The organism is Nocardioides sp. Leaf307 (assembly GCF_001423135.1).
GTDB lineage: Bacteria > Actinomycetota > Actinomycetes > Propionibacteriales > Nocardioidaceae > Nocardioides > Nocardioides kribbensis.
Genome location: NZ_LMNY01000001.1, coordinates 306,834 through 329,476, shown reverse-complemented (window position 1 = coordinate 329,476; position 22,643 = coordinate 306,834). Strand labels below are relative to the sequence as shown.

The following is a 22,643-nucleotide window of genomic DNA, read 5'->3' as shown; positions in this document are numbered from 1 at the left end:
GCAGGGCGGGTGCGCGGCGGGGCCGGGCGGGTCGGGCCGGGCGGGTCAGGAGGAGATGCCGCGGCTGACGCCGCCGAAGCCCCCGGTCTTGGTGACGCTCTTGACCGACGTGCCGCCGCTGCTGGGCAGGCCGCCGCGCTGGACGTTGCCGCTGAGCGAGGAGCCGTTGAAGGTGCCGCCGGAGACGGGGCTGCCGACACCCGGCACGCGGGAGCTGGCGCCGAGGTAGTACCAGAAGAAGCCCGACCCGGTGCCGTTGTAGTCGGAGTCGTCGTCGCACTCGTCGTCGTCGACGCGCTCCTGGGTGTCGGGGTCGACGCACACCGCGGCGTAGTCGGCGGAGGTCGAGCAGCCGGTGAGGCCGGCGGCCATGAGCGCGGTGACGCCGATCGAGACGCCGGCCGAGCGCATGCGGCGGGTGGTGGTGCCGGGGCGGGAGGTCATGGGCGGTCCTTCGTGCGAGAGGTGGCGGGCGCCGAGGTGGTGGCCGCGGAGGTGGCGGGCGTGCCGTGGAAGGTGGCGAGCATGCGGTCGTCGACGTCGTGGTGGGCGCTCTCGCGGGAGGCGGCCTCCCGCAGGTGCTCCTCGACCCAGGCGCTCCCGTGGACGTCGGTGAGGCTGGCCCGCAGCAGGTGCTCGAGGGTCTCGACGCGGTCGTGGAGCGACTCGACGGTCTCGGCCAGCGCGACCTGCTCGTCGTGGGAGAACTGGTCGCGGTCGACGACGAGGCCGGCGATGACGTGGCCGATCGCGATCGGCACCAGCAGGAGCATGGTGACGATGAGGACGCTGGCCACGCCGCGCCCGGCCGTGGAGGAGGGGTAGGAGTCGCCGTAGCCGACCGTCGACCCGGTGACGATGCCCCACCACAGCGACTCGACGGGGCCGCGGTCCTCCAGCACCGCGTAGGCCATCGAGCAGCCGACCCAGACGACGACGATGGCGACGACGAGGGCGAGGGGGGCGTTGACCAGCCGGCGCACGGGGGCGGTGACCCGCCGCGGGGTCTCGGTGACGGGCGTCATAGGCCACCTCCTGCCACCGGCGGGGGCACCTCAAACCCGCCGCTCACGCGCGCAGCCGCTCCAGCGCGGTGGCGCCGTGGTAGACGACGAGGGCGGCGACGGTGCCGAGCGCGATGCCGGTGACGAGCACGTCCTCGCCGCCGAGGGTGAGGTTCCCGATGCCGATCACCAGCGCGACGGCCGCGGTGAGCTGGTTGACCGGGCGGGAGAAGTCCACGCGGTTGTCGATCCAGATCTTCACGCCGATGACGCCGATGAGGCCGTAGAGCGCCACGGTGACGCCGCCCAGCACGCCGGCGGGGATGGTGTTGACCAGCGCGCCGAACTTCGGCGACAGGCTGAGCACGAGCGCGACGACGCCGGCGACCCAGTAGGCCGCGGTGGAGTAGACCCGGGTGGCGGCCATGACGCCGATGTTCTCGCCGTAGGTCGTGGTGCCCGAGCCGCCCGCGGAGCCGGCCAGCGTGGTGGCGATCCCATCGGCGAGCAGGGCGCGGCCGGTGAGCCGGTTGAGCGACTCGTCGCCGGTGAGGTGGGCCACGGTGCGCACGTGGCCGACGTTCTCCGCCACGAGCACCAGCACGACGGGCAGGAAGGCCGGCAGCACGCTCCAGCTCGGCTCCGGGGCGAAGAAGTCGGGCAGGCCCACCCAGGCCGCGTCGCGCACCGGGCCGAGGTCGACGGCGCCGGCCAGCGCGGCCACGACGTAGCCGACGGCCACCCCGAGCAGCACCGAGAGGCGCGCGGCGAGCCCGCGCAGGCCGACGGCGACGACGATGACGGCGGCCAGCGTGATCATGGCCGTCCACGGCGCGAGCTGGACGTTCGCCGTGGCGGCGCCGGAGAGGTTGAGGCCGATGAGGGCCACGATCGCGCCCGTGACCACCGGCGGCATGAGCGCCTCGATCCAGCGGGTGCCGGTGACGAGCACGACCACGCCGACCAGGGCGAGGGTGAGCCCGACGGCCAGCACGCCGAAGAGGGCGTTGCCCAGGGTGCCGGTGGCCGTGGCGGCCTGGATCGGCGCGATGAAGGCGAAGGACGAGCCGAGGTAGCTCGGCAGCCGGTTGGCCGTGACGAGGAGGAAGAGCAGCGTGCCGACGCCGGAGAAGAACAGCGTGGTGGTGGGCGGGAAGCCCGTCAGCAGCGGCACCAGGAAGGTCGCCCCGAACATCGCGACGACGTGCTGGGCGCCCAGGCCGATCGTGAGCGGCCAGGCCAGCCGCTCCTCGGGCCGCACGATCTCGTCGTCGGCGACGGTGCGGCCGTCGCGGTGCAGGGTCCAGGAGAGGCGCATGGGGTCATCGTCGCGTGTCGAGGACCCGCCGTGCCGACCGGGGCACCACGTGGACCGGGGCCGGTGGAGCTGGTGGAGCTGGTGGAGCGCTCAGTCCTCGAGCGCGGCGTCGAGGGTGATCTCGACACCGGTGAGGGCCTTGCTGACCGGGCAGCCGGCCTTGGCCGCGTCGGCGGCCTTCGCGAAGCCGGCGGCGTCGAGGCCGTCGACCTCGCCGCGCACGGTCAGGGTGATGCCGGTGAGCTTGAAGCCGCCGTTGGCGGAGTCGGGGCCGAGCGAGACGTCGGCCTTGACGTCGAGGGCCTGCGGGGTGCCGCCGGCCTCGGCGATGAAGGCCGAGAGCTGCATGGCGTAGCAGGCGGAGTGCGCGGCGGCGATGAGCTCCTCGGGGCTGGTGGTGCCCCCGGCCTCGTCAGCGGCGCGCTTGGGGAAGGAGACCTCGTAGGTGCCGACCTTGGAGCTGGAGAGCTCGACCTGGCCGGAGCCGTCCTCGAGGGTGCCGTTCCAGGCGGTGCGAGCGGTGCGCGTGGGCATGTGCTGTTCCTTTCGGTCGACGAAGATGTCTTGCACACAAGATACCTGCCCACGAGTAAGATGCAAGCATGTCCTCCACCACGTTCGGCACCACGTTCGGCACCACGTCCGGCACCACGTCCGGCACCACGTCGGGCACGACCTCCGGGACCGTCGCGGTCGGGCACGAGCTCGACGCCCTGCTCTGCTTCGACCTCTACGCCGCCTCGCGGGCGGTGACGGCCGCCTACCGACCGATCCTCGAGGACCTCGGGGTCACCTACCCGCAGTACCTCGTGCTCGTCGTGCTCTGGGGCCGCGACGAGTGCGCGGTCAAGGACCTGGCCGCCACCCTGCGCCTCGACCACGCCACGCTGACGCCCCTGCTGCGCCGCATGGAGCAGGCCGGCCTGGTCACCCGCCGCCGCAGCACCGCCGACGAGCGGGTGGTGCTGGTCGCCCTCACCGCCGCCGGGGAGGCGATGCGACCGGAGGTCGAGCGGGTGCAGTGCCGGGTCGCGGAGGCGCTGGGGGTCACCGCCGAGCAGGCCGTGGCCCTGCGCGACCTGCTGCGCGGCGTCACCGCGTCGGCCGGCCGCTCCCTGGAGGGCTGACCCGGGTCCGGACGGGTCAGGGCCCGACGGGTCAGGGCACGACGGATCAGGGCACCTCGACGAGCGCGCGCTCGACGACGGGGTCGAGGTCGAGACCGGGCGGCAGCGTGCCGAGCGCCCCACCCCAGTCGCGCCCCAGGCGCGAGGCGCAGAAGGCGTCGGCGACGGCCGCGGGGGCGTGCCGCACGAGCAGCGAGCCCTGGAGCACCAGCGCCAGCTGCTCCACCACGCGCCGCGCGCGCACCTCGAGGTCGTCGAAGGAGGTCAGCTCCTTCTTCAGCCGGGCCAGGGCGTCGTCGAAGCGGCGGTCGGCGCCCGCGGCCAGCTCCACCTCGCCGAGGAACGCGTCGAGGGTGTGCGGCTCGCGCCCCAGGGCGCGCAGCGCGTCGAGGGCGGCGACGTTGCCCGAGCCCTCCCAGATCGAGAGCAGCGGCATCTCGCGGTAGAGCCGCGGCAGGTCGGAGTCCTCGATGTAGCCGTTGCCGCCCAGGCACTCCAGCGCCTCCCCCACCGCGACGGGCGCGCGCTTGCACACGTAGTACTTCGTCACGGCCAGGCCGATGCGGCGCAGCGCCGCCTCGCCCTCGTCGCCGCGCACGGCGCGGTCGTTGGCTCCGGCCAGGCGCAGCATCGTCGTCGTCGCGGCCTCCGACTCCACCGCCAGGTCGGCCAGCACGTTGCGCATCAGCGGCTGCTGCAGCAGCGGGCGACCGAAGGCCGCGCGGTGGCGGGCGTGGTGGGCGGCCTGAACCAGTCCCGCGCGCATGCCGGACGCGGAGCCGATGACGCAGTCGAGACGGGTCATGTTGACCATCTCCACGATGGTGCGCACGCCGCGCCCCTCCTCGCCCACCAGCCAGCCGACGGCTCCGTCGTACTCGATCTCACTGGAGGCGTTGGAGCGGTTGCCGAGCTTGTCCTTGAGCCGCACGAGGCGCAGCGGGTTGCGCGCGCCGCCGGGCAGGACCCGCGGCACGAGGAAGCACGACAGGCCGCCCGGCGCCTGGGCGAGGGTGAGGAACACGTCGGACATCGGCGCGCTGGTGAACCACTTGTGGCCGACCAGCAGGTGGGTGCCGTCGCTCTGCGGCGTGGCCGTGGTGGTGTTGGCGCGGACGTCGGAGCCGCCCTGCTTCTCGGTCATCGACATGCCCGCGACGAGCCCGCGCTTGGTCTCGGGGTCACGCAGGACGGGGTCGTAGTCGCGCCCGGTGAGCAGCGGCTCGAGGCGCGCCGAGAGGTCGGCGTGCGCGCGCAGGGCGGGCACGACGGCGTAGGTCATCGAGATCGGGCAGGTGTGGCCGGCGTCGACGTTCCACACCATGAAGCGGCCCGCGCGCGCGACGTGGGCGCCCGGCCGGTCGTCGGCCCAGGCGGCGCCGTGCAGCCCGTGGGCGACGGCGGTGCGCATCAGCTCGTGGTAGGCCGGGTCGTAGACGACCTCGTCGACGCGGTGGCCGTAGCGGTCGTGGGTGTGCAGCACCGGGCGGTGGCGCTCGGCGAGGCGGCCGAGCTCCTGCGCCTCGGCGCTGCCGGCCAGACGGCCCAGGTCGGAGACCTCCCCGAGCGCCCACCCGGCCCCCTCGCGCTCCAGGCCCTCGCGCAGGGCGGCGTCGTCGCTGGTGTCGTGCCCGACCAGCGGCGGCACCTGGTTGAGCACCTCGTGGGTCGCGGTCATGGGCCCTCCTGGGATCGACGCGTCGGGAGACGACATTACGTCTGACGTGACAGTCGTGTCCAGAGACGTAATGCCCCTGTGGTTGACTCGGCCGGTGCCCGAGGTCAAGCCGCTCCCCGCCCGCTCGGTGGTGCTGAGCCTCCTGCTCGGGGCGCACCCGCGACCGATGACCGGGGCCGAGCTGGTCGGGGCCGGTGAGCACCTGGGGGTCGCACCCGCCACGGTGCGCGTCGCGCTGAGCCGCGCGGTCGCCGCCGGCGACGTCACCCGCGAGGGCGCCGAGCACCGCCTCGGCCGGCGCCTGGTCGAGCGCCGCGAGCGTCAGGAGCACCGCCCGCGCGCCGCCGTGTGGGACGGCGACTGGGAGATGGTCGTGGTCACCGTGGCCGGGCGCCCCGGCACCGAGCGCTCCGCCCTGCGCTCCCGGCTGGCCGCCGCCCGACTCGCCGAGCTCCGCGAGGGGGTCTGGACCCGGCCCGCCAACCTCGAGCGCCCCACCCCCGCCGACCCGACCACCACCCTCTTCCGCGCCCGCCCCGACGACGACCCCGCGGGCCTCGCCGCCCGCCTGTGGGACCTCCGGGGCTGGGCCGAGGAGGCGGAGCGGACCACGGCCGCCCTCGCGGAGGCGGCCACGCCGGCGACCCGGCTCGCCCTCGCCGCGCGGCTGGTGCGCCACCTCGCCGCCGACCCGCTGCTCCCCGCCCCGCTCGAGCCGCCCGGCTGGCCGGCGGCCCGGGCGCGAGCGGCCTACGACGGCTACCAGCGCGACCTCGTGGCCGAGGTGCTCGGCGGGACCGTGACGCCCGGACGCCCTTGACGGGGGCGGGAGCGCCGCGTAGAACGCTGTGACGGGCGCCACCTCGCCCGTCCCCCCGTCGACGGAGACCCGATGCGCCCACGCACGCCCGCCCGCCCCGCCGCCCTGGCGTCCGTCCTGGTCGCGGTCCTCGCGCTGGCCGCGGCCCTGCTCGTGGCTCCTGCGGGCGCCACCGGCTCGTCCGGCGGCGCCGCCACGGACCGCGACGCCCGGCGCGACCTGCGCGGCGCGCTGGCCGACGGGGCGCGCTACGTCGCCCTCGGCGACTCCTACAGCGCCGCCTCGGGCGTCCTGCCGCCCGACCCGACGGCACCGCCCCAGTGCCTGCGCTCCACGCTCAACTACCCCCACCTCATCGCCGAGCGCACCGGCGCGCGCCTGGTCGACGTGACCTGCGGCGGCGCGGAGACCGGCGACTACGCCGAGGGCCAGTACCCCGGTGTCGCACCGCAGCTCGACGCGCTGAACCGGCGCACCCGCCTGGTCACGATGACCATCGGCGGCAACGACAGCGGCGTCTTCATCGGCTCGATCCTGTCCTGCGGCGCGCTCGGGGTGCTGTCGCTGGGCCAGGGCAGCCCGTGCAAGGACCAGTTCGGCTCGAGCTACGAGGACACGATCCGCGACACGACCTACCCCGCGATCGTGAAGGTGCTGCGGCAGGTCGCACGTCGCGCGCCCCGCGCCGAGGTCGCGATCCTCGGCTACCCGTGGATCCTGCCGCGCACCGGTGGGTGCTTCGACCAGATGCCGGTCGCCGAGGGCGACGTGCCCTACCTGCGCAGCCTCCAGGCCACGCTCAACGACGCCGTGCGCCGCGCGGCGGCGGCCACGGGCTCGACGTACGTCAACCTCAACCGGGTCTCCGAGGGCCACGACGCCTGCCAGGAGGCCGGCGTGCGCTGGATCGAGCCGGTGCTCCAGGGCACCAACCCGGTCATCGTGCACCCCAATGCGCTCGGCGAGGCCCGCATGGCCGCGCGGGCCGTGCGGGTCCTCGACCTGGTGCCGTAGCGGTCAGCCCCGGGAGTCGGAGCCCTGGTCGTCGGGGCCCTGGTCGTCGGAGCCCTGGGAGATGCGCAGCATCTCCTCGCGCGGGACGACCTTGATCCGCTCGCGACCCGAGGCCTCGCCCAGCGATACCTCGTGGGCGTCGAGACGCTCCCAGCCCTCCCAGGTGGTGACGCCGACGCCGCGGTCGAGCAGGAGCTCGACGATGCCCTCGGGGTCGCCGACCTCGGGGGCAGGGATCTTCTCGAGGTCGGAGAGCAGGTGGCGCACGGTCTCGCTGGCGTCGGACTTGGTGTGGCCGATGAGACCGACCGGCCCGCGCTTGACCCAGCCCGTGACGTAGAGCCCGGTGAGCTGGATGCCGTCCTCGTCGACGACCCGACCGCCGTCGTGGCGCACCACGCCACGGACGTCGTCGAAGGGCACGTCGGCCAGGCTGGAGGAGCGGTAGCCGATCGCGCGGTAGACCGCCTGGACCGGGGTGTCGACGAACTCGCCGGTGCCGCGGGCGTTGCCGGTGCCGTCCATCTCGGTCTTCTCGGTGCGGATCGCGACGACCTTGCCGTCCTCGCCGAGGATCTCGACCGGGGCGTGGCACATGTGGATGTGGATGCGGTGCTGGGCGCCGGTCGGCTCGGCCTCGAGGTACTTGAGCAGGGTGTCGACCACGAGGCGGACGCCCTTGTTGCTGCTGATGCGCGACTGGCCGTCGTCGTCGATCTGGAAGCCCTCCTCCTCCACGAGCACGTCGATGCTCGGGGAGTGGGAGAGCTCGCGCAGCTCCATGGGGGAGAACTTGATCTCCGCGGGGCCACGGCGCGCGAAGACGTGCACGTCGGTGGCCTGGTTGGCCTTGAGGCCCTGGTAGACGTTGTCGGCGATCTCGGTGGTCAGCTGCTCGTCGGCGGGCTTGGCCAGCATGCGGGCGACGTCGAGCGCGACGTTGCCGGCGCCGATGACGGCCACCGAGCGGGCGTCGAGCGGCCACTCGGAGGGCACGTCAGGGTGCCCGGCGTACCAGCTGACGAAGTCGGCCGCGCCGTGGCTCCCCTCGAGGTCGACACCGGGGATGTCGAGGGAGCGGTCCGACATGGCGCCGGTGGAGAAGACCACCGCGTCGTAGTGGCGCTTGAGCTCGTCGAGGGTGACGTCGCGGCCGTACTCGACGTTGCCGAGGAAGCGGATGGAGTCGCGGTCGAGCACGCGCCGCAGCGCCTTGACGATCTCCTTGATCCGCGGGTGGTCCGGCGCCACGCCGTAGCGGACCAGGCCGTACGGCGCGGGCAGCCGCTCGATCACGTCGACGCTCGCGCCTTCGTGCTCCTTGGTCAGGATGTCGGCCGCGTAGATGCCCGCGGGACCGGCACCGACCACGGCGACCCGGAACTTCCTCATGACTGCTCACTCCTGATGCGAGAGGGACGGCGCGCAGGTCGCGCGCCGAGGACGGGCGCACCTGCGCCCTGCACCAGCATCACGGGCCCCGCCAAGCCGCAGTAGGGACCGATCCGCTGTGAGGTCACAGGATACGGCTGTGACCTAGGTCGCTCCCCCGGATCCGACTGTGACGTCGAGCGTCACACCTCGCCGCGAGACGGTCGTCCCGGCGGCCCCGGCACCCCGGCGGCCCCGGCACCCCCGGCACCCCGGTGGTCGAGGAGGGAGCCCGTCGAGACGGAACCACGCCGGCGACCGTCGGGGCTCTGGGGCGTCGCGTCGTGACCCGTCGGTCTCCGAGTGGTCGGTGGAGGTCTTTGGCACCCGGACCTGGACGGTCGGTCACCGCGAGCGCCACCGACCCGCCACGCGGGGCTGCCTCCCGTCGCCGGGCGGCCCGCCCGAGAAGTGGCGGCGAACGACGGGTCGAGGGCCGCCGCAGGTGTCGTCTTCCGCCACTACGCACGCTCGGTCACCGCGAGCGCCGCCAGCACCGGCCGGCCACGCGGGGCTGCGTCACGTCCCCGACCGACCCGCCCGAGAAGTGGCGGCGAACGACCGGTCGACGCCCGCCGCAGGTGTCGTCTCCCGCCACTACGCACGCTCGGCCACCGGGCCGACCCACGGCCGGCCACGCGGGGCTGCGTCGCGTCCCCGACCGGCCCGCCCGAGAAGTGGCGGCGTACGACGGGTCGAGGTCGACGTGAGACCTGTGATCGACCTCGACCCCACCACCGCCGGAGCCCGTCGACCGCCGCACTGGGACCAGCCCCCACGGCTCGACCACGCCGGTCCGCACCGGCTGGGCCGAGCGCTCCGGGGAGGGTGAGGCAGGCTTGCCCCATGACGTGCCCCCTGACTGGTGAGGCCCGATGACGGGCGACGAGAGCCCGGCGGAGACCAGCGAGCGCCTCGCGGCCTGGCTGGAGCGGCTGGGGCTGGCCGACCAGCTGGGGGCGGCCGGACTGCCGACGCTCCACCGCGACGGCGACGGCCACGCGCGGTGGACCGACCCGCGCACCGGGGAGCCGCTGGGAGCCGACCAGCTCGCCGACCTCGACAGGCTGCTGCACGCCGAGGGCGACGAGCCCGAGCACGCCGTGCCGGTGCCGCTGGTGCAGCTGGCCCAGCAGGCGCGGGTGCGGGCCGAGCTGGTGGCGAGCCCGTGGCACGACTACGCGTCGCTGGCGGCCCTGCGAGGGGCGACGCTGGAGGCCACCCGCTTCGACGTGCACAAGGCGGCGGGTGCCCACCGCCTGCTCGTCGTCAGCCGCGAGCAGGCGATGGTGCCGGCCTTCCAGCTCGACGCGGCGGGGAGGGTGCGCGACGAGCTCGCCGCGGTGCTGACCACGTTGCTCGAGGCCGGCACCGACCCGTGGCGCGCCTGGGCGTGGCTGACCCGTCCCGCCGCCCTGCTCGGCGGCGTCGTGCCCGAGCAGGCCGCCGCCGACCCCGAGACCACCGACCTGGTGCGCCACGTCGCCGTACGGCTCGCCGAGCGCGCCACCGCGACGGGCTAGCGGGCGGCGACCCCGGTGTGGGTCCGCACCACGTCGAGCAGGGAGGCGAGGCTGACCGGCTTGGTCAGGTAGCCGACCGCGCCGGCTGCGAGCATGCGGTCGCGGTCGGCAGGGAGGACGTTGGCGCTGAGTGCGACCACGGGCAGGCCGGGGTGCTCGAGGGCGACGACCTGGGTCGCCTCCATCCCGTCCATGACCGGCATCTGCATGTCCATGAGGACGAGGTCGAAGGGCTCGCCCCGGCCCGCGGCCGACCGCACCGCCTCCACCGCGGCGAGACCGTCGGGCACGACGACGGCGTCGAGGCCGCAGCGCCGCAGCATCGCCGTGATCACCTTCTGGTTGATCGGGTCGTCCTCGGCGACCAGCACCCGCAGCGCGGCCCCGACGTCGGTGGTGAGGGCGGCACCGACCGGGGGCGCCGCGGTCTCGGCGGCACCGACGGGCGCCAGGGGGAGCCGCACGGTGACGGTGGTGCCCTCCCCCAGCACCGAGGTCAGCGAGATGTCGCCGCCCATCGCCCGCGCGAGGCCGCGCGAGATGGCGAGGCCGAGCCCGGTGCCGCCGTGGCGCCGGGTGGCGGACACGTCGCCCCGGGTGAAGGGCTGGAAGAGCGAGGGGATGCGCCACTGCGGCACGCCGATCCCCGTGTCACGGACCTCGAGGACGACGGCGCCCTTGCTGTCGCGCGACACCTCGACGGCCACGCTCCCGGTGTCGGTGAACTTCACGGCGTTGCCCACCAGGTTGACCAGCACCTGGCGCAGGTGGACGACGTCACCGCGCACGCGGTCGGGCGCCGAGGCGGTACGCCGCACCTGCAGCTCCAGCCCCTTGCCCTGCGCCTCGCTGGCGAACATCGCCGCCACGTCGTCCACGGTCTCGACCAGCGACAGCTCCGCCTCCGAGGAGGTCACCCCGCCGGCGTCGAGCGCGGAGAAGTCGAGGATGTCGTTGACCAGGCTCAGCAGGTGCCGCCCGCTGCGCTGGGCGGTGAGGGCGAAGTCGCGCTGCTCGGGGTCGAGCTCGCCCGCGGCCAGGAGCTCGGTCAGGCCGAGCACCGCGTTGAGCGGGGTCCGGATCTCGTGCGACATCGTGGCCAGGAAGGCGGCCCGGTCGGCGGCTGTCGCCTCGGCCTCGCGGCGGGCGACCTCCAGCAGCGCCGCCGCCTCGCGGCGCTCGGTGACGTCGGACTGCACGGCCACGAACCCGGTGAGCGCGCCGTCTCCCTGCGCGGCCTCCTCCCGCAGGGGGGTCACGTCGAGCGCGACCCACATCTCGTGCCCGTCGCGGTGGTAGTTGAGCACCTCGGCGGTGAAGCGCTCCCCGCGCCGCAGCCGCTCCCCCATCTCCCGCACCGTGGCGGGGTCCGTGCCCGGCCCCTGCAGGAAGTCACCCGGCGAGCGTCCCACCACCTCGGCCAGCGCCCAGCCCGTCTCGGCCTCGAAGGCGGGGTTGACCCAGATGATGCGCCCGCGCACGTCGGTCCAGACGACCATGGTCGAGGTGGCGTGCACGATGTGGGCGTAGCGCTCGAGGTCCTGGTTCAGCGTCACCAGGGCCTCGCGGTCGGCCTCGCGCTGCCGCGAGGCGCGCCGCGCCACGACCAGGCCGAGGACCAGCGCGAGCAGGCCGAGGGCGAAGGTCGCGAAGAGACCGCCGACCATGAGCCGCGCCCCCGACAGCAGACGCTCGGCGTCGTCGTTGGCCAGCCCCGCCTGGGCCTTGCGGTTGTTCTCGCCGTCGGAGACGAGATGGTTGTAGGACCTCTCCAGCTCCATGACGTCCTGCCGCAGCGCCCGCACCGCCGGTCCCTCGGCGCCGGGGCGGTCCGCGACGTAGCCCAGGGCCTCGAGCCTGGGGAGGAGGTCGTCGTCCCAGCGCCGCTGGTCGGCGCGGGCGAGGGCCAGCAGGTCCTCGGCGCGCAGGGTCTGCTCCTGGTAGGACAGCGAGCCCTCCTGCACCCGCTGGCTCACCAGCTGCCCCTGGAGGTCGAGCTCGTCGGCGCTCGCGCCGTCGGCGAGCATGGTGTCGAGCAGCAGGAGCTCGCGCTGCACCTGGGTCAGGGTCCTGACGTTGGCGTCGACGATGGCCTGGGTGTCGCCGACGCGTCCCGAGAGCAGCCCGACCTGGCGCAGGGTCGCCACCGAGAGCACCAGGGTCACCACGAGCATCGACAGCGCCAGGGCCAGGAGCACCGCGCCGGGCACGCTCGGCACCCACCGGCTCCGGCCGCCGCGTGCAGGCGCTCCACCCGCGAGCGGCCGGGGGTTCATCGCAGGGTGATCCGGTCGAGCTGCCACACCCACCGGGCGTCGTACTCGGGGCTGTCGAGCTCGGGGGCGCCCTCGGTCGGGTAGACGAAGCGCGTCGGCCCGTAGCCCGCCACGTCCATCGGCTCACCGTCGGTGCGGGTCGCCAGCATGAGCGGGTACGCCGACGCGTCGGAGACCGGGACGTCGGCGGTGTAGTCGTTGATCGCGTGGGTCGCCATGACCGTCGCGTCACCGGCTCCGGCCACCTCCAGCAGCGTGGCCACCAGCGGGCCGGAGAAGGTGCGGCGGCCACCGGTGGCCTGGTCGTCGTCGGCCTCGTAGGACACCGAGCCCAGCCGGTCGAGCAGGGCCCGGTCGAGCTCGAGCCGGTCGCCCACGTTGTGCACCGAACCGCCCGTGATGGTGAGCACCACGGGCCCGGTGGGCGCGGGCACCTCGTCGCCCGGCTCCAGCGTGGCCGGGGCCAGCGTCGTCACCTCGGCCACGGGCGGGGCACCGGCCGCGGAGCCCGGGGCGTCAGGTGCCTGCGAGCAGGCCGAGCCGAGCGCGAGCAGCAGCAGCACCAGCGGAGCGGCCGCCCGGACCGTGGCGCGGGCGGTGCGGGAGAGTCGGGTCGTGAGGTCGTCCACGGGCCCATGATCGGCAGGCCGCACCACGCGCAGCAGCACATGCGGGCTCAAGAATTCGTCAAATTCCGCTCCACGACGCCGCCGTCGTGATGACCTTCTCCCATGCACCCTCCGTGCCCGTCGAGCGACGCCGACGCCGAGCCCCTGCTGGCCGCTGGCGACCTCGTCGAGGCCGTGGGCGCACCGCTCGCGCGGGAGGTGCTGGGCGACCTGGTCGCCGGCCTCGGCGCCCGCGTCGCGGCCGTGCACGACGCCGCGTCCGCGGGCCAGGAGGAGGAGCTGCGCAGGGCGTGCCACGCCCTGCGCTCGGCGGCCGCCCAGGTCGGCGCCCGGCGCCTGGCCGCGACGACGACCGCCCTGGAGCGGTCGGGGGCCGGCGCCGCGCTCCAGCGCCTCGACGAGGTGGCGGCCTCGACCGCGCGGGCGATCGGCTCCTGGCTGGCCCGGTCCTCCTCCGACGCGCCGACCCGTGGCTGACACTGCGGCGCCGACCGGGCACGACGCGCTCCGTCGCCGCCTGGAGGCGGCCCGCGCCGACGGTCCGGTGAGCCGCGAGAGTCTCGGTGCGGTGGCCGCGGAGTGGCTGCGCGGCGCCCTGGGCACCGACTCGGCGTGGTTCCAGCAGCCGGGGGGCGGCTCGGACCCGGTCGCGGCCTGGGCCGAGCTGGGCGCCGAGCCCACCGACGACCGGCGCACCACGACGGCCAACCCCACGCTCCACGACCACCGCGGCCGGCCGCGTGCGATGGGCGCCCTCGGCGCCGTGTCCGTGCAGGGGGCAGGGGCAGCCGACCTGGGCCACCTGGTGACCTGGTCGCGGGCCCCACGGGCCTGGACGGCGGCCGACCGTCGACTGCTCCGCCGGGCCGCCGACGGCCTGGCCGTGGCGCTCGACGGGGTCACCGCCCCCTCCGAGGCCGAGCGGGCGGCCGAGGACCTCGACGCCCGCACGACCGCTGCGGTGACCCTGCTGTCCCACGAGCTACGCACGCCCCTGACCGTGCTGATGGTGGCCGTGGAGATGCTCCTGGACGGACGCCCCGGTCCGCTGACCCCGCAGCAGCAGCGCGTGCTGGAGCGCATGCAGGCCGCCACGGAGCGTCTCGGACGCGTCGCCACCGACGCGGTCGCCCTCGTCAGCGCGGGCACCGAGGCCGGTGACGCCGGCGCGCCCGACGGTCGCGGCGTCCGGCCCTCCTCCGACCTCGACGGCGTCCTCGACCTGGTGGCGGAGACCGCCTCGGGGCGCACCTACCGCCACGGGCACCGCATCGCCGTGCGCCGCGCCCCCACACCCCCCGGGCTGCTCGTGCTGGCACCGGCGGCGGAGGTCCGCGAGGTGCTCGAGCGGGTGGTCGACAACGCGGCCAAGTTCTCCGCCGCGGGCACCGACGTCTTCGTGGCCGCGTGGCTCGCCGACGAGAGCACGGTGGAGATCATCGTCTCCGACAGCGGCCAGGGCATCCCGCCCCAGGACGTGGCCGCCCTCGGCCGGCCCTTCGCGAAGTCGTCGCTCTCGCTGCACCGGGAGGACCAGGGCCTGGGCCTGGGGCTCGCGGCGGCTCAGCGCATGGCCGAGGCCTGGGGCGGCTCGATCGAGCTCGACGCCCGGCCGGGCGAGGGCGTCACGGTCGTGGTGCGGATGCCGGGAGGCGTCCTGGCCGCGCCGCGGGGCTGAGCCGGTCGGCTCAGGCGGTCACGGCGTGGTCGGCGACCATGCCGCGGTGCATGACGCGGTCGCCGACGACGCCGGAGTGGTCGGCGCGGTGCAGCACGCAGGCGTTGTCCCAGATGACCACGTCGTGGGGGGCCCAGGTGTGGTCGAGGGTGTTCTCGGGGCGCGTGGAGTGCTCGTAGAGCCGCGCCACCAGCGATGCCGACTCCTCCTCGTCGAGCCCGCTGACCGCGGCGCACCGCGACAGCGTGGTGAGGTAGAGCGAGGGCCGACCGGTGACGGGGTGGGGCCGCACGACGGGGTGCTCGGCCGCGGACTCGTCGTCCTCCTCCAGCTCCACACCGGTGACGACGTGGGTGATCGTGCGGCCCTCGACCCGCTCGCGCAGGTCGGGGTCGAGCGACTCCAGCGCGAGGTACTGGTTGGTGAACTGCGTGGCCCCGCCCCGCTCGGGGATGCTCACCGCGCGCAGCGCGGTGTACGCCGGGGGCCGCGCGACGTAGCTGGTGTCGACGTGGAAGGTGCTGCGCGGCGGGGTCTCGCGCCCCACGTTGCTGATGAGGTTGAGGTCGGGGTGGCCCTCGACGGGCGTCTCGCCCCGGGTGAAGGTCAGCTCGCCCAGCGAGCGCAGGAACGCGAGAAACTCCTCGTTGCCCACCTCCTGGCCCGGCAGCACCACCACCCCGTGCTCGGCCAGCAGACCCGGCAGCGCGGCGCGCAGGCCGGGGTCGTCGAGGGCGACGTCGCTGACGCGGGCGCCGACGGGGTGCAGGATCTGGGTCTCCACGGGGTTCTCCTCGGGGTCGGGCGGTCGGTCGGGTCAGGCGGTCGCGTCGGGCGGTCGGGTCAGGCGGTCGGGTCAGGCCGTCGGGTCAGGCCGTCGGGTCAGGGGTGGGCGAGGGCGTCGTCGGCGGCGAGGCGGAAGAGCTGCGGCAGGTCGATGCCGGCCGCCCGCGCCATCACCGCGACCACGCTGGTGCGGGCGTAGGAGCAGTAGAGGCCGGCCTCCAGGAACCACGGCTCGCCGTCGGGGTCGATGCGGAAGTCGAAGAGGCCGTAGTGGCGGCAGCCGAGCGCGCGGTAGGCCCGCCGCGCTGCGGCCCAGACCCGCTCGCAGACCGGGTCCTCGGGGTCGACGATCCAGGCGTGATCGGCGTCCTTGGCCACCAGGGCGAGGTCGCCGTCGTCGGCGCGGCGCAGCTTGTCGGCCTGGTCGCGCACGGGCTTGGTGTCGGTGTCGACGGCGTACTCCTCCAGCGGCAGGCACACCAGCTCGCCATCGACCTCGACCACGCCGCAGCGCACCTCGCGCCCCAGCGGCACGTAGGTCTCGACCAGCGCGCGCCCGCCGTGCTCACGGGCGGCCCCGACCGCCGCGGCGAGGTCGGCCGGGTCGTGGACCAGGGTGACCCCGACCGAGTTGTCGGCCGCGACGGGCTTCACCACGACCGGCAGGGCCAGGTCGGCCGCCCCGGCCTCGGGGCCGCCGGGCACGACGTAGGCCTCGGGCACCCTGACGCCGGCGGCGGCGACCACCGCGCGGGCCAGCGCCTTGTCGGCGCCCAGCGCCATCACGGCCGGCCGGTTGCCGACGTACGGCAGGCCGAGCAGCTCCAGCAGCGCGCGGTGGTGGGTCATGCCCGAGAGGCAGAACATCTGCGGCACGACCAGGTCGACGCCCAGCCCGGCGACCACGCCGACGGCCTCGGCGAAGGGCACCGGGTCGGCGGCGGCCAGCGCGGCCGGCGACAGGTCGGCCGGGAAGCGCCACGACCCGTCGGGGCTGACGTGGGCGACGAGCGCGACGTAGCGCTCGGGGTCGGCGACGGCGGTGAGGCAGTCGCGGGCGTAGAGCAGGGAGACGTCGGCGAGGAAGTCGTCCTCGGCGGAGCCGGCCAGGTGGAGCACCCGCAAGGGTCCGGTGCTGTGCTCTGCCACGTCAGTCGCCTCCCGGCTCGACGAGCTTGCCGATGTTGAGGTCGACCTTGGTCCACGGACGCAGCCGGCGCAGGTTCTGCAGCAGCAGCGACGGCACGTGCACGTGGTGGAGCATGAGGAAGGGCAGCGGGTCGGCGGGGTCGAGCACGGCGTCGCGGCCGCGCGCGAGGGTGCGCAGCCGGCCCGGCAGGGTGCGCGGGTGGCGCAGCCCCTGCCACAGCTCGTGGTAGGTCCAGTGGGTGGGCCGACCGCCCAGGGGCGGCTCGACGGCGGGGGCGTCGTCGTCGAGGTAGGCCGCCGCGACGCCGGGGTGACCGTGCAGCAGGGTGATCGCGGAGTGGGTGCGCGGGTTGCACTCGATGGCGCGCACGACGCCCTCGGCGTCCTCGATGAAGTCGAAGGACAGCTGCCCGGTGAGGCCGTGGGCCGCGACGTAGGTCTCGACCCACTCCCGGATGGCGGGCTTGTCGACCATCTCGTAGGTCAGCTGCCAGGCCGAGGAGCGGCAGCAGATGTAGACCTGGAGCCGCCCGTCGCGCACGGTGCCGTGGGTGCAGTACTCCTCGCCCTCCACGAACTCCTGGAGGATGAAGGGGTGCTCCGGGGAGATCGGGAGCCGCGCCAGGTGGGCGGCCGTCTCCTCGCGGGTCGCCAGCGGCAGGCGGGTGAGGTCGAGGCGCCGCACAGGGTCGTAGGGGATCGACTTGAGGATGTAGGGCCGCGCGGAGCGCGAGAAGTCGAAGTCGAGCACCTGCTGCGGGTCGGTGATCCGGTGGGTGTCGGGCACCGCGAGGCCGAGCGCAGCCGCCGACTCGGCGAAGAGGTGCTTGTCGTCGACGCGGCGCAGGTCGTCGGGGTCGAGGTGGACCACCTCGCAGTGCGGCTCCAGGACCCGCTTGGCCTCGGCGTCGGCGATGCTCGCGGCCGGCGAGCAGACCGGCACGTAGACGTCGACGCCCTCCTGCCGCACCACGCGCAGCAGCGCCGCGGCGTAGTCGGGCGAGGAGATGTCGGGCACGACGTGGAAGGCGTCGACGGCGCGCGAGAAGCGGTGCCCGGTGAGCCGGTAGCGCCGGGTCTCGACCATGACGACCCGGTGCCCCGCGAGGTGCATCAGCCGCGCGATCTCCAGCGCCTTGGTCATCTTCCCCCCGCTGACCAGCACCGTACGTCGCTCCGCCGCGGTCGCGCCGGGGTCGGGTCGGGCGCCGCGGGCGGCCCGCCCGCGCGCGGCGGCGACGCCGGTGACGACCAGGTCGACCGGCAGCGTGGCCTGCAGCAGGGCCAGCGCCCCGACGGTCTTGGCGAGGGTCACCGCGCCGGTCGCGGCGCTCGAGAGGGCGGCCACGGCTCAGACCCGCCGGGCCAGCGTCAGGCCGTCGCGCAGCGGCACGAGCACCTGCTGCACCCGGTGGTCGGCGGCGAGCGCTGCGTTGAGGTCGGCCACGGCGCGGCCGTTGGCGCTCGTGGCGCCGTCGGGGCCGCCGGCCCAGGGCTCGCCCTGCAGCAGGGTGTTGTCGAGGGCCAGCAGACCGTCCTCGGCGAGCAGGCCGGTGTCGAGGAGGAGGTCGACGTAGGCGGCGTAGCCGGTCTTGTCGGCGTCGACGAAGACCAGGTCGAAGACCTCACCCGCGTCGGCCAGGCGGCGCAGCGTGGCGAGCGCCGGGCCCACCTCGACCCGGATGCGGCCGCCGGCCGGGGAGGCCGCGAAGCACTCGGCGGCCAGGGCGGCGACGGCGGCGTCGAGCTCGCACGCCACCACCTCGCCGCCCTCGGGCAGCGCCTCGGCCATGGCGAGCGCGGAGTAGCCGGTGAACATGCCCACCTCGAGCACCCGGCGGGCGCCGCCGGTGCGCACGAGCAGCTGGAGCAGTGCACCCTCGACGTGGCCGGACAGCATCTCCTGCTCCAGGTGCACGCCCCCGCTGCGCCCGCTCCAGTCCTCGGCTCGCGTGCGCGCGGTCAGCGCGGCCAGGGCAGGTGACTCGGGGCTGGTGCCGGCCTCGAGGTAGGGCTCCAGGCCCCCGGCGACCGCCCGGGCCCGGGCGAGGTCGGCCCGCACGTCGTCGGGCACTCCCGCGACGTCGACCAGGCCGGCCTCGACCCGCTCGAGCAGCGCGGCGACGATGCCGACCGGCGTCACCGGCCGCGGGCCGGGCACCGGCTCAGGCACCGGCCGGGGTCTCGGCGCGGGTGTACTGGTCGACGCCCTCGCCGCCGCGCGGCAGCGACGCACAGACCCGCTTGTGCTCGGCGAGGATCTCGACGAGCTCGGGCACGTCGAGGTCGTTGACGAAGTAGCAGGTGCCGATCGGGCGCGGCACGGCCGCGCGCAGCAGACCGTCGCGGGTCTGCAGGATCGAGGCCGTCGCCCTCTCCAGCACCTCGGGGGTGAAGAGCGGGCTGTCGACGGCCAGACCGAGGCCGCTGAAGAGGGCCAGCACCCGGTCGCGCTGGTCGGCGCCGATGTAGCCGCGCTGCTCGGCGATCGTGGCCGAGAAGGCCATGTCGATGCTGATCGCGTGGCCGTGGAAGAAGGGCGGCGAGGGGGTCAGCTCGAGGGTCGGGCTCCAGGTGTGGCCGTAGGCGATGACCCGGTCGAGGTCGAGCTCGTGGAGGTTGGGCACCTCGAGCTCGAGCATGGTGCGGATGGCGTCGTAGGTGATCCGGTCGGAGACCTCGCGCAGGTGCTCGCCGTCGGCGGCGTGGCCGAAGGCGGTGTGCAGCAGGTCCTCGCCGTACTTCTCCAGCGCCTCGAAGGTGTCGAGGTGGGCCACGGTGGCGATCTTGATGATCTCCGCGATGCCGTTGCGCACCTGGTCGACGGGCAGGGTCTCCAGCAGCGAGAAGTCGAGGAGCACCTTTTTGGAGGCGTGGTAGGCGCCGAGCCGGTTCTTGTGCTTGCCGTGGTTGGCGCCGACCTTGATCGAGACGCTCGCGTCGATGAGGCCGATCAGCGTCGTCGGGATGCGCACGTAGTCGGTGGAGCGCTTGTAGGAGGCGCACGCGAAGCCGGCCACGTCGGTGGTCAGTCCGCCGCCGACGACCAGCACCTGCTCCTTGCGCATCAGCCCGAAGTCGGCGAAGGCGTCGACGATGCGCTCCAGCGTGCGCAGCGACTTCGCGGTCTCCGCGATCCGCACCGGCACGGTGGTGAGGGCGATGTCGTGGTGGGCGAAGTACGCCGCCATCCGCTCGCCGTGCAGGCGCTCGACGGCCTCGTCGACGACGGCCAGGCAGCGGCCGAAGTCGCGGAAGGTGTCGGCGAGCTCGGTGTTGGCCGGGTCGAAGACGCCCGGCACGATCACCAGGGAGTAGTCGATCTTCTCGTAGGCCTCCACGTGGAAGGCGGTCTCGGTGGCCTCGAGCCGGGCCAGCGGGGCGCCGGGCTCCTGCGCCGGCACGGGGGTGGGCACGTCGGTGGTCTGGGTCATCTCGGCTCCTCTGGTCGCCGGGGTCAGGCGGTCTGGGTGAAGGACTGGAGGTCGGCCAGCTCGAGGCGGTCGCGGCGGGCGGTCGCGCGCTCGAAGTCGTGGCCGGCGGTGTTGGCGTTGGGGAAGGCCACGACGCTGAGGCCGGCGCGGGCGGCCGCCTCGACGCCGCCGAGGTTGTCCTCGACCGCCACGCAGGAGCCGGCCGGCTCGCCCAGGGCGGCCAGCGCGAAGGTGTAGGCCTCGCCGTCGGGCTTGGGCTGCTCGACCTGGGTGCGGTCGACGACGAGGTCGAGGTCGTCGAAGGAGATCCGGTCGGCCACGGCGCGGCCCAGGGCCATGACGTTCTCACGCGACGTCGTGGTCACCAGCGCGACCTTGTGGCCGGCCTCGCGCGCCGCGGTGATGGTCTCGACCACGCCGTCGCGGGGGGTCAGTTCGGCCTCGCCCAGCAGCTGCTGGAAGATCTCCGACTTCGTCTGGTGCACCGCGTCGGCGTCGACGTCGGCGCCGGTGCTGCGCGCGTGCTCGGCGATCCGGTCGCGGCCCCCGCTGGTGGCCAGCATCTCGGCGTACTCCTCCTGGCCCCACTGCCAGTCGAGACCGTGGGAGGCGAAGGCCCGGTTGAAGGCCTCGCGCTGCAGCTCGGAGGTGTCGGCGATGGTGCTGATGGAGCCGAAGAGGATGGCGGTCATCGTGGGTGTCCGATCTGTGGCGGGGGTCTGCGGGGTGGTGCGGATCCCTTCGATCGTCGGCGGGCCCCGGGGGGCCCGGGCTCCCCCCTTCGGGCGCGCTTGCCTGGCTCCCCCACCCCTTCGGGCAGGGCAGGGCAGGGTCGACGGTCCGGGCCGACCATGTGCGCCGACCAGCTGGGCCGACCAGCTGGGCCGACCATCTGGGCCGACCAGCTGGGCCGACCATCTGGGCCGAGGCTCTGTGCCGAGGGGTGGGGCGGCCGGTGAGAGACGTGCCTAGCCTCGGGGCATGGCCACCTCGACCTCGCACCCCCGCACCTCCGGCGGCTCGGCCGCCCCGACCTCCGCGCGCCGCGGCCCGGCCGGCTCGCGCGGCCTGGCCTGGGCCGTGCTGGCCGGCGCCGTGCTGCAGGTCGTGGCGCCCGTGGTGCAGTCGCTGGGCCTGGGCTCCTCCCCCGGCGAGGGCGCAGGGGCCGACCTGCTCATCACCCCCGTGGGCTGGGCGTTCTCGATCTGGGGGGTCATCTACACCCTGGCCCTGGCCCAGGCCGTCGCCGTGCTCGTGCGGGGTGCCGACTCCGTGCCGCGCGCGCTCCAGGTCGCGCAGGTCGTGCTCTACCTCGGCGGCACGGTGTGGATCGTCTGCGCCGCGGTCGACAGCAGCGTCGCCACCGCCGTGGCCCTGCTGGTCATGGCCGTCGCCGGGGTCGCCGGCGCCCTCGTGGCCGCGCGCAGCGCCCTGCCCGCGGGGTGGTTCGGCGCGCTGACCCGTGCCGCCGCCGGGCTCTACGGCGGCTGGGTCACCGCCGCCCTCTTCCTCAACCTCTCGACGGCCGCGGTGGCGCTCGACCTCGCCGACGTGGCCGACCTCGGCTGGCAGCTCGGCGCCCTCGCCGTCGCCGCGGCGACCCTCGTCGTCGTCACCCTGGCCACCCGCGGCCTGGTCGCCTATGCCGTCGCCGGCGGCTGGGCCCTCGTCGGCATCGCGGTCACCGGCTCCGCCGACGGCACCACCGCCGTCGTCGTCACCGCCCTGGTCGCCCTCGCCGTCCTCGCGGGTGCCACGCTCCTCGCCCGGCGCCGCGCGTCCCGCTGAGGCCCTCCTGGCCCTCTCACCCCCTCCGGTGGTCCGCTCGCGGCGGTGACGGGCGCAGGGTGGGCACCATGCGATCCCTCGTCCGCGGTCTCGTCGCCGGCGCTGCCGGCACGACCGTCCTCAACGCCACGACCTACCTCGACATGGCCCTCACCGGCCGCTCGGCGAGCAGCGCGCCCGCCGACACCGTCACCGCCGCCGCCGACCTGGCGCACCTCGACCTGCCCACCGCCGGCAGCCGCGAGGAGGCGTACGGCGCCCTGGCCGGGCTCGGCGTCGGGGTCGGCGTGGGTGCGGTCGCCGCGCTCGTCCGCTCGGCCGGGGTGCGGCTGCCGTGGCTGGCCGAGTCGGCCGTCATCGGCTTCGGCGCGATGGCCGCCACCGACGGTCCGATGGCGGTGCTCCAGGTCACCGACCTCACCACGTGGTCGGCCACCGGCTGGGGTCGCGACGTCGTGCCGCACCTGGTCTACGGCGCCGCGGTCGCGTGCGCCCTGCGGGTCACCGAGCCCGACGACGAGCGCGACGACGAGGGCCCGGCGCGCCCGGGACGGCTGCTGCTGCGCAGCCTGGCCATCGGCCTGGCCACCGGCGCGCGCAGCTCCTGGGGTCTCGTGCCGCCGGGCCTGGTCGCCGGGAAGGCGCCGCTGGCGCTCGCGGGTGGCCTGGTGGGCACCGAGCTGGTCTTCGACAAGCTGCCCTCGACCCCGTCGCGCGTGGGCGGGCCGACCGTGGCGCGGGTGCTGAGCGCGGCCGGCGGCGCAGGGGTGCTGGCCCGTCACGAGGGCGCGGCCGGCGTGTGGCCGGCCGTGGCCGCGGGCGCCGTCGGCGCCGTGGCCGGCACGGTCCTCGGGTCGGTGTGGCGCGACCTGTGCGCCGACCGGTCCTGGGAGGCCGCGGGGGCCGTCGTCGAGGACGCCGTCTCGGCCGCGCTCACCGCCTACGCCGTGGCCACCTGACCGCGGCCCGACCGCGGCGGGTCGTGAGA

22 protein-coding genes are annotated in these 22,643 nt (G+C 75.0%); 8 read left to right on the top strand and 14 right to left on the bottom strand.

Annotated features, from left to right (window positions below; genetic code table 11):
* Positions 1 to 45: 45 nt before the first annotated feature.
* The 4 genes from ASF50_RS01430 to ASF50_RS01415 all read right to left on the bottom strand — a co-directional run bounded on the left by ASF50_RS01430 (position 46) and on the right by ASF50_RS01415 (position 2,856).
* Positions 46 to 444: a hypothetical protein gene (locus ASF50_RS01430; protein ID WP_056863236.1), complete on the bottom strand. Its 399-nt coding sequence runs from the start codon at positions 442 to 444 to the stop codon at positions 46 to 48.
* The gene (locus ASF50_RS01425; RefSeq protein ID WP_056863235.1) at positions 441 to 1,025 is read right to left on the bottom strand and encodes a potassium channel family protein; all 585 of its coding nucleotides are present in this window, start codon (positions 1,023 to 1,025) and stop codon (positions 441 to 443) included. The genes ASF50_RS01430 and ASF50_RS01425 overlap by 4 nt, the downstream gene beginning before the upstream one ends.
* A gap of 43 nt (positions 1,026 to 1,068) precedes the next feature.
* On the bottom strand, positions 1,069 to 2,322 hold the full coding sequence (locus ASF50_RS01420) for a uracil-xanthine permease family protein (protein ID WP_056863234.1): 1,254 nt from the start codon (positions 2,320 to 2,322) through the stop codon (positions 1,069 to 1,071).
* Positions 2,323 to 2,412: 90 nt separating this feature from the next.
* Positions 2,413 to 2,856 carry an OsmC family peroxiredoxin gene (locus ASF50_RS01415; RefSeq protein WP_056863233.1) on the bottom strand — a complete coding sequence of 148 codons (444 nt, stop codon included), beginning with the start codon at positions 2,854 to 2,856 and terminating at the stop codon, positions 2,413 to 2,415.
* A gap of 68 nt (positions 2,857 to 2,924) precedes the next feature.
* Between ASF50_RS01415 and ASF50_RS20000 the strand changes: the two genes are divergently transcribed.
* On the top strand, positions 2,925 to 3,449 hold the full coding sequence (locus ASF50_RS20000; RefSeq protein ID WP_082502643.1) for a MarR family winged helix-turn-helix transcriptional regulator: 525 nt from the start codon (positions 2,925 to 2,927) through the stop codon (positions 3,447 to 3,449).
* Positions 3,450 to 3,495: 46 nt separating this feature from the next.
* Here the strand turns inward: ASF50_RS20000 and ASF50_RS01405 are convergent, their stop codons facing one another.
* A complete protein-coding gene (locus ASF50_RS01405) occupies positions 3,496 to 5,127 on the bottom strand; it encodes an acyl-CoA dehydrogenase family protein (RefSeq protein WP_056903260.1) in 1,632 nt (543 codons plus the stop codon).
* 94 nt (positions 5,128 to 5,221) lie between these two features.
* Here ASF50_RS01405 and ASF50_RS01400 point away from each other — a divergent pair, with 94 nt between their 5' ends.
* Together ASF50_RS01400 and ASF50_RS01395 are read left to right on the top strand one after the other, a co-directional pair.
* The gene (locus ASF50_RS01400) at positions 5,222 to 5,947 is read left to right on the top strand and encodes a PaaX family transcriptional regulator C-terminal domain-containing protein (RefSeq protein WP_235557517.1); all 726 of its coding nucleotides are present in this window, start codon (positions 5,222 to 5,224) and stop codon (positions 5,945 to 5,947) included.
* Positions 5,948 to 6,019: 72 nt separating this feature from the next.
* A complete protein-coding gene (locus ASF50_RS01395; RefSeq protein WP_056903258.1) occupies positions 6,020 to 6,961 on the top strand; it encodes an SGNH/GDSL hydrolase family protein in 942 nt (313 codons plus the stop codon).
* A 3-nt stretch (positions 6,962 to 6,964) separates the two neighbouring features.
* On the opposite strand, the gene ASF50_RS01390 is transcribed toward ASF50_RS01395, so the two are convergent.
* Complete coding sequence (locus ASF50_RS01390) at positions 6,965 to 8,353, bottom strand: FAD-dependent oxidoreductase (protein WP_056903257.1); 1,389 nt, start codon at positions 8,351 to 8,353, stop codon at positions 6,965 to 6,967.
* Between the two features lie 914 nt (positions 8,354 to 9,267).
* Here ASF50_RS01390 and ASF50_RS01385 point away from each other — a divergent pair.
* The gene (locus ASF50_RS01385) at positions 9,268 to 9,915 is read left to right on the top strand and encodes a hypothetical protein (RefSeq protein WP_056903256.1); all 648 of its coding nucleotides are present in this window, start codon (positions 9,268 to 9,270) and stop codon (positions 9,913 to 9,915) included.
* On the opposite strand, the gene ASF50_RS01380 is transcribed toward ASF50_RS01385, so the two are convergent.
* Complete coding sequence (locus tag ASF50_RS01380) at positions 9,912 to 12,134, bottom strand: PAS domain-containing hybrid sensor histidine kinase/response regulator (protein WP_056903255.1); 2,223 nt, start codon at positions 12,132 to 12,134, stop codon at positions 9,912 to 9,914. The two genes, ASF50_RS01385 and ASF50_RS01380, sit on opposite strands and share 4 nt — an antisense overlap.
* Positions 12,135 to 12,187: 53 nt before the next feature.
* The gene (locus ASF50_RS01375) at positions 12,188 to 12,820 is read right to left on the bottom strand and encodes a molybdopterin-dependent oxidoreductase (protein WP_056903254.1); all 633 of its coding nucleotides are present in this window, start codon (positions 12,818 to 12,820) and stop codon (positions 12,188 to 12,190) included.
* 102 nt (positions 12,821 to 12,922) lie between these two features.
* Between ASF50_RS01375 and ASF50_RS01370 the strand changes: the two genes are divergently transcribed.
* Both ASF50_RS01370 and ASF50_RS01365 read left to right on the top strand, forming a co-directional pair.
* The gene (locus ASF50_RS01370) at positions 12,923 to 13,297 is read left to right on the top strand and encodes an Hpt domain-containing protein (protein WP_056903253.1); all 375 of its coding nucleotides are present in this window, start codon (positions 12,923 to 12,925) and stop codon (positions 13,295 to 13,297) included.
* Positions 13,290 to 14,498, top strand: a complete 1,209-nt coding sequence (locus ASF50_RS01365; protein ID WP_056903252.1) for a sensor histidine kinase — start codon at positions 13,290 to 13,292, stop codon at positions 14,496 to 14,498. The genes ASF50_RS01370 and ASF50_RS01365 overlap by 8 nt, the downstream gene beginning before the upstream one ends.
* Before the next feature lie 10 nt (positions 14,499 to 14,508).
* On the opposite strand, the gene ASF50_RS01360 is transcribed toward ASF50_RS01365, so the two are convergent.
* The 6 genes from ASF50_RS01360 to ASF50_RS01335 form a co-directional block, all read right to left on the bottom strand.
* The gene (locus ASF50_RS01360) at positions 14,509 to 15,282 is read right to left on the bottom strand and encodes a TauD/TfdA dioxygenase family protein (RefSeq protein WP_056863224.1); all 774 of its coding nucleotides are present in this window, start codon (positions 15,280 to 15,282) and stop codon (positions 14,509 to 14,511) included.
* Between the two features lie 98 nt (positions 15,283 to 15,380).
* A complete protein-coding gene (locus tag ASF50_RS01355) occupies positions 15,381 to 16,433 on the bottom strand; it encodes a hypothetical protein (protein WP_200920017.1) in 1,053 nt (350 codons plus the stop codon).
* Position 16,434: 1 nt separating this feature from the next.
* Positions 16,435 to 17,781: an ATP-grasp enzyme gene (locus ASF50_RS01350; protein ID WP_056903251.1), complete on the bottom strand. Its 1,347-nt coding sequence runs from the start codon at positions 17,779 to 17,781 to the stop codon at positions 16,435 to 16,437.
* A gap of 3 nt (positions 17,782 to 17,784) precedes the next feature.
* Positions 17,785 to 18,606, bottom strand: a complete 822-nt coding sequence (locus ASF50_RS01345) for an O-methyltransferase (RefSeq protein WP_200920016.1) — start codon at positions 18,604 to 18,606, stop codon at positions 17,785 to 17,787.
* Positions 18,599 to 19,867: a sedoheptulose 7-phosphate cyclase gene (locus tag ASF50_RS01340; protein WP_056903250.1), complete on the bottom strand. Its 1,269-nt coding sequence runs from the start codon at positions 19,865 to 19,867 to the stop codon at positions 18,599 to 18,601. Before ASF50_RS01340 ends, ASF50_RS01345 begins: the two co-directional genes overlap by 8 nt.
* A gap of 23 nt (positions 19,868 to 19,890) precedes the next feature.
* On the bottom strand, positions 19,891 to 20,559 hold the full coding sequence (locus ASF50_RS01335) for an HAD family hydrolase (protein ID WP_056903249.1): 669 nt from the start codon (positions 20,557 to 20,559) through the stop codon (positions 19,891 to 19,893).
* Between the two features lie 289 nt (positions 20,560 to 20,848).
* On the opposite strand from ASF50_RS01335, the gene ASF50_RS01330 reads away from it, so the two are divergent.
* Together ASF50_RS01330 and ASF50_RS19365 are read left to right on the top strand one after the other, a co-directional pair.
* On the top strand, positions 20,849 to 21,655 hold the full coding sequence (locus ASF50_RS01330) for a hypothetical protein (RefSeq protein WP_056903248.1): 807 nt from the start codon (positions 20,849 to 20,851) through the stop codon (positions 21,653 to 21,655).
* A gap of 68 nt (positions 21,656 to 21,723) precedes the next feature.
* The gene (locus ASF50_RS19365; RefSeq protein WP_200920015.1) at positions 21,724 to 22,614 is read left to right on the top strand and encodes a hypothetical protein; all 891 of its coding nucleotides are present in this window, start codon (positions 21,724 to 21,726) and stop codon (positions 22,612 to 22,614) included.
* Positions 22,615 to 22,643 lie beyond the last annotated feature (29 nt).